Genomic DNA, 6,954 nt, shown 5'->3' on the forward strand with positions numbered 1-6,954 from the left:
TTTTTAACTCGTTTATTGAAGTTTATTGAATATTAGAAGAATTATGATTCTATTTGATCACAATAATCTGAAGACTACAGAAACATACATTCAGGTAACAAAACCGGTTTATAAGAATTACTATCTTTGTGAGATTTGCAATATAAAGATAAGTGAGAAAAGCGAATTGTATATTAATTCACATAGGGTTTGGATTAATTACGAAAAGGGTTTTATCCAAAAGCAATTAACCTTAACTATAGTAGTTTTTCTACAGCTCTTTTGAATGACGTAGGTATAGATGTTAAGCGAAATGACAAATAACGGAAGTAAAATTGTAGAACAAAAAAAGGAATAACAAAGATAAAAAAGAATTAGGAGGAAGCGATTATGAATAAACAAACAAGAGTTAATTTATATACGATATTTATTTTAATATTATTGTTTATCTATCAAATAGCATATGCTACATCTTCAAAAGATAATATCTATCGCTATTGGATTCCTTATGTTGATACTTTTCACATCGGAGCTAGTGTAACTCAAAATTATTTGGAAATTTATGCTTTCGAAGATAGTACTTTTATTCAGGTTGAAACTGATAGTTTTTACTTAAATACTGGAGTTACAAGGATAATTGAAAGACCATTATTATGTGAGGGACTACAAATAATTTCAAATAAACCAATACAACTTCAATATTATTTTCTTACAGGACATTATGGGATATATGAAGATGGTCTTATTATGTACTATATACTTGAAGAGAGTTTTTTGGGAACAGAATACTGGATCCCAACACCTAATACATTAATTTCAGTACTAGCAACTCAGGATAATACATACATAACTGTGGGTGATGATAGTTATAATCTGAGCATAGGTCAGACCGAACGATTATATACTATTCCAGCGGGAAGTTGTGTAAGCAGTGATAAGCCAATTATGATAGTTGCAGTAAATTATACCAGTGACCACTACGGGTCCACCTTTGCTTATGAGATATACCCGACAACTTTTTTGGGCACAAATTATTTCTGCCCTCATCAACATCCTTACTCATATCAATCGTCATCAGACTCAACTATGCTGTATGTCATGGCCCCTTGGGATTCTACATCAGTAACTGTAGATTCGGTTGTATTCGAACTAAATCAAGGAGATTACATTGCCAATACCTGTTCAACAGAGGTGAGTATCAATAGTACAAAACCTGTTTATTCCATATATCTAAGTGATATTTATGCCCGAGATCCTTGGGCTAGTGACTACCGTCATTACAGTTATGCTTTGTCATTATTACCATTTGAATTAGGAATAAGAGAAGCAATAATCGAACCATATAATACAAGTGGTCATGGTTTTCCAAGTTGCGAAGTTTGTATAGTCTCCCTGGAGGATAATAATAATATAATCCTTCTTACCGACGGCATACCAGTGGACAGTTTGTTTTTACATTATAAAGAGAGAGCTTATTTACATGAAGGAGAAGTGGATGGATGGACCACAATGCCACTGCTTATCCAAGCGGAAGCATCAATTCAGGTAACTAAGACATTTCGTAAATGGTGGAATGGTATTAGCGAAAGTTCGTCAGGTAATACTGTTTTAGGTAGAAAACCATTTCAACATGATGTAGGCGTCGTAGAGATAATTGTACCTGACGAAGAAGTTCCTATTGATATAGAAATTCTACCTACAGCAATTATTAAGAATTTTGGACTGAATGTTGAAACATTTACGACCAGTTTCTTAATCGGAGATATTTATTCTGATAGCCAGATAGTAACTCTTGTACAAAGTGAAAAAGATACAATCAGTTTTTCCGATTGGGTTGCAAACCCGGCAGGTACTCATATAGTAACATGTACCACTATCTTAGAGGAGGACGAGCACTCATCTAATAATATGAAAACATCACAAGTTACTATTAATCAAGGTGTTGGACCATTAATATATGGTATTTCACCAAATTATGGCGGAAATACTGGTTCACTAACTGTAGAAATCACTGGATCTGGCTTTGAGCCAGAAGCAATAGTGAAACTCACTAAAGAAGGTCAGCAAGATATAATTGCTTATGCATCAATGACTACGATTATTGACACTTCCAATATTATCGTTACCTTCGATTTGATAGAACAAGAGTTGGGTACGTGGAATATTGTAATAACTAACTCTGATGGGTATTCTGGAACTTTTTTTAATGGTTTTGAGATTGGAGAAGGAATAGACAATTTGATTATTGATATTATTGGGAGTACAAACGTTTTAGTTGGAGATGAAGAAATCCTTTGGATTTATGTTGAAAATACTGGAAATATAAATGCGGATCTACTTACTATAGAAATTATTGCGTCTTCAAATGGATTAATTTCTCACTTTCCTACAGATATGTTTATTTGGAGTATTGCACCTGAAGACACAACATTCAGCGATACACTTGGATATATTGGATACAATTATCCTCCTAACGATATAAAATTGTTCCCTTTTAAACTTACAGCTGTAAATGGAGGTTCACTATATTTGACTTACCAAGCATCAATTTACAAGCATAATGACAATTCAATATCTTCGAGAGTGATTTCTAACATTAAAGCAGATAATTTAGATAAAAAATTACATAGCAGAGAGTTCCCACCGCCACCACCACCGGAAGGTTCTATTGTATTTCAAGGTAATTACTTATGGCCAAAATGGGAATGGGGAACGGCTCATGTTGGTATCCTAATTTATATTGAAGGTCAACCATGTGTATGGGAAAATCTAAATGATAATGTTGGTACTCAATTTACATCTTGGTATGATTTCTGCAAAAGAACATTTCCATTACATCCTTTACCTTTTTGGGAAAATTATGGTTTTTGGGATAAATATAATCCTAATTTAACTGATGATCAGATTTATCAGTTAAGAACATGGTGTCAAGAGAATGTAAATAGACCATATTCTCTTTTCTTTAAATGTACTGAAGCAATAGTCGAAGCATTTCAAGATGGGCTTGGGATAGATCTATTCTCATTTCAAGAGTGTATCACTGATTCACCTGCATTATATTACTATATATTAACTGGGAATGATTGGAATGGTATTATGGGCAATCTATATGCACTTACTGGTCTTTACATTAGAGAAAATATTCAAGAATATTGTGGTGAAATTTCGTTTATTACAGATCTCGAAATAGAGATAACAACTAGCCAATCTTGGGATCCAAATGATAAAGCCGGACTATTTGGATATGGTGAATTGGGTTATATCCAACAAAACCAACCACTTTACTATATAATCCATTTTGAAAATTTGGATACTGCTACTGCAAATGCACAAAATATCTGGATTACTGACACCCTTGATTTGAACCTTGATTGGTCAACTTTAACTTTTGATGAATCAAGTCATGAAGTTGAGACTACCATTGATTCGACTTCCAGACTTATCACCTGGTATTTTGAAGACATCAATTTACCTCCTAATATCAATTCACAAGAGGGTGAAGGCTGGGTGATGTTTCATGTTAATCAAAAACCAGATCTTCCAAGCGGGACTGAAATATTTAACCAGGCTTCAATTATTTTCGATTATAATGAACCCATGTTAACAGATAATATATTGAATACAATAGATGCGCAACCTCCAAGTAGTAATATAATTCAATTGTCACCTGAGCAACCATTATTAAGTTTTATAATTGACTGGTATGGGGAAGACGATGAAGCTGGTTCCAGTATAAAGGAATATTCGATTTATGTTTCAGATAACGGAGAACCATACACTCATTGGATTACTTCAGATTTGACTTCAGCAATCTTCTCTGGGCAAAACAAACACACATATCATTTTTATAGTGTTGCCAAAGATAATGTTGGTAATAGAGAGTCAATTCCTGCAGGTCATGACGCAATAACAACGATCAAGACAGCACCTACAATGGCGGTTTCACCAAGTCCGTTTGTTCCATCACGAGGGCATACTGAAATGACTTTTTTTGGTGCTAAAGTAGCAGGTTCAGAAATCAAAGTATATAATAAAGCAGGCGAGCATATAATTACCTTGAATGCCGGAGAGGACGAAGCTACAGTAATCTGGGATGGCAGAAGTAAAGATAATAAACCGGTCGCAAGTGGAGTATATATATGGGTGCTCACAACATCTTCGGGTAAGCAATACCGTGATAAATTTGCAATAATAAAGTAACTCATAATGAGTTACGAGGAGAAATAATGAAAAAGACAATGTCAATTCTGATGATCATATTTCTTTTTAGTATTTTTTATGCAGAAAAGCTCAATGCGGTTGGTGAAACGGGAGCACAGTTTTTAAAGATTGGAGTGGGAGCAAAAGCTTGTGCAATGGGTAAGGCCTTTGCTGGTATAGCTGATGATCCCAGTGCCATTTACTGGAATCCAGCAGGTTTAACTCAGATCACATCAGTAGAAATATTAGGGATGCAAAACTTCTGGTTACTGGATATGAGTTATCAATACTTGGCAATAATATTACCAACGAGAAAAGGGGTCTGGGGAACTGCAATATCATATTCGTCATCAGGTAATATACCTAAATATGAAAATTTCCAGAATATAGGAGAATATTCTGCTTTTGATGCTGCTGGCACTATTTCATATTCACTGAAATTGTTTCACCGATTGTCATCTGGTTTAGGAGTCAAATACATATATCAAAAAATAGAGGAAGAAACAGCTGAAGGATATGCAATAGATATAGGTTTGTATTATGATTCTTTAATATTAGAAGGATTCAATGTTGGTGTTGTTGTTCAAAACCTTGGCAAAGGAATCGAATTTATTAAAAGTGCTGATCCATTACCAAGAAATATCAAATGCGGGTTTGGCTATAAATATAAATTTATCACTTTAGGGGTGGATGTAAATGTGCCTAGAGACACTGATGTTTATTATAATGCAGGTGGTGAATTATTAATAAGAAAAACATTAGCAATTAGGGGAGGATATGATACATCAAGCACTTATTCTGCCGGAATTGGATTGAAAGTAGGGAGTTTTGATATTGATTATTCGTATATCCCCTATAAAGGAATTGATGATACACACCAAATATCAGTGAATCTTAAATTCTAATAACCAGGCGGAAAATTTCCTTATATAACCCAGTGAAGCAGAAGTTATCATTATCTGAACGAATTATTATTGTCCTTTATCTGCACCTCGTAGACCGTGCCGTAGCTTTAGCGAAGGATGGACCTGGAAATACCCGGCGGTGCACTTCAGGCATAGTGACAAGTTTTTATCAAATATGAGTAAAGACAGGATATTAAAATAATATTTGACATATTTTTAGAAATATGTGATATTTGACATATAAATATACATAAGATTTTATAAATAGTTATACAGAGAATTATTATTAGAGCAGTATCTATTTCTTATAAAAAGTAACTATGGTTGTTTAATCTAAGGAGAGTTTTTGAAATACCAGAGTAGAACCTTTATTGTAGTATTAATTATGGTAACGCTATATATTTCATCATGTGACTGTAGTTCTTCTGATGTTGACGTCACAGCACCGAAAATTGAGATTACATATCCTTTCAATGAGACACATTTATCAGAAGTTGCTAATGGAATGGTTACTGTATCTGATAAAATGAGTATTCTGAATCTCAGCCTTTTTTTTTGAGATCATAGAATGAGGAGATGATTAAGCCAGAATCTAATAACTTAAGGAGAATATTATGAAATTGATGAAATTATTATTACTTACGCTTATTGTATTATTGTTGACTAATTGCGAAAAATCACCAACATGTAGCACTGATGAACCTACTAATTTAGAAATCAATATTCTGCTAGATACAATGTACAATTACAATCTTAATGTAACTGGAGTTTTTGCCAAGATAAGTGGAGAGAGTTATTCGGACTCCACATTTCTTACAATTCAGGATTCTCTTTTAATAGCAAAAGCTGAATTCACAGATATTGATGCCGGAGATTACAATATGGATTTCAGAATATTTGTTGATACTGACAGTATCCTTATTGTATCAGAAATGATTGATTGTCATGTATATATCCATGTATCCAATAAAATCACTATCAGCGACTATATAATAGACTTAGAGCCTACTATATCATTGCATTATGGAGAGGAATTTCAATTTCCTGATGACGTTAACTATGCAGTTTTAGGCTTGAATCATGAAACACTTTATTCCGTAAACATAATTGCTGATATAAATACTTGGGCAAAGGATATCGCTGGAGTAAATTATTTAATTAATCAGAATAATCAGAATAATCATGGATGGATGTTATTTCAATGTAATGATGAAGAACCATACGATCTAAAATTGGATGAAACTAACTGGTTGCCAAATTTTAGCTATTATGAGATGTATTCGCAATTATTTTATGTTGATAGAAACTTTATTGTCAGTGATACAATCAGCTATTTCTCATATATCACAGATTATGAAAGTCCAAGTAAAATTGGTTCAACCTACACATTCAGATTTGATCCAGCCAATCCTTATTTTAATTTTACTAATATCGACAGAATTCTTATAGCAGGAGATTTTAATGTTTGGAATGATGATTATGATTCACCTTATCAGCTAATAGAGCAAATTGATGGTATCTATGAGATCGAATTGTCAGAGGAAGAAGATGGAGTTACCTGTGGATCTGAGTATAAGTATGTAGTTTTTTGGGATGAATATACCTTTAATTGGCATCCAGATATTGCTAATTATAGAGCAGTTGGTGATGGTTTAGGATGGTATAATTCTGTAATGCCTTGATCTATTAAGCAAGAATTAGGTTGTTCAATAAAAAATGGTTTCTGGATAATAGGTTGAAAAATTAGCAATGATAAAAATAAACTAGATAGAAGAGAAGAAAAAATCTATTTCTTGTTTGTAATTTTTGATTGATTTTGAATATAAGTTGGTCTTTATAAGTGCATTTTGACTCCTATTATTTTATTTTC

At 33.2% G+C, this 6,954-nt stretch carries 4 protein-coding genes; all 4 read left to right on the top strand.

Annotated elements, in window-relative coordinates:
* Nucleotides 1-369 precede the first annotated feature (369 nt).
* Nucleotides 370-4,179: a hypothetical protein gene (locus tag RAO94_08615; GenBank protein MDP8322397.1), complete on the top strand. Its 3,810-nt coding sequence runs from the start codon at nucleotides 370-372 to the stop codon at nucleotides 4,177-4,179.
* 26 nt (nucleotides 4,180-4,205) lie between these two features.
* The gene (locus RAO94_08620; protein ID MDP8322398.1) at nucleotides 4,206-5,084 is read left to right on the top strand and encodes a PorV/PorQ family protein; all 879 of its coding nucleotides are present in this window, start codon (nucleotides 4,206-4,208) and stop codon (nucleotides 5,082-5,084) included.
* A gap of 346 nt (nucleotides 5,085-5,430) precedes the next feature.
* A complete protein-coding gene (locus RAO94_08625; GenBank protein ID MDP8322399.1) occupies nucleotides 5,431-5,643 on the top strand; it encodes a hypothetical protein in 213 nt (70 codons plus the stop codon).
* A 55-nt stretch (nucleotides 5,644-5,698) separates the two neighbouring features.
* Nucleotides 5,699-6,766, top strand: a complete 1,068-nt coding sequence (locus RAO94_08630) for a hypothetical protein (GenBank protein MDP8322400.1) — start codon at nucleotides 5,699-5,701, stop codon at nucleotides 6,764-6,766.
* Nucleotides 6,767-6,954: the final 188 nt, after the last annotated feature.

Source organism: Candidatus Stygibacter australis, assembly GCA_030765845.1.
GTDB classification, from domain to species: Bacteria; Cloacimonadota; Cloacimonadia; order Cloacimonadales; family TCS61; genus Stygibacter; species Stygibacter australis.

Excerpts from the sequence above, each read along its gene's own strand:
- RAO94_08630 (MDP8322400.1), top strand. The coding sequence starts at position 5,699 with ATGAAATTGATGAAATTATTATTACTTACGCTTATTGTATTATTGTTG.
- RAO94_08615 (MDP8322397.1), top strand. The coding sequence starts at position 370 with ATGAATAAACAAACAAGAGTTAATTTATATACGATATTTATTTTAATA.
- RAO94_08620 (MDP8322398.1), top strand. The coding sequence starts at position 4,206 with ATGAAAAAGACAATGTCAATTCTGATGATCATATTTCTTTTTAGTATT.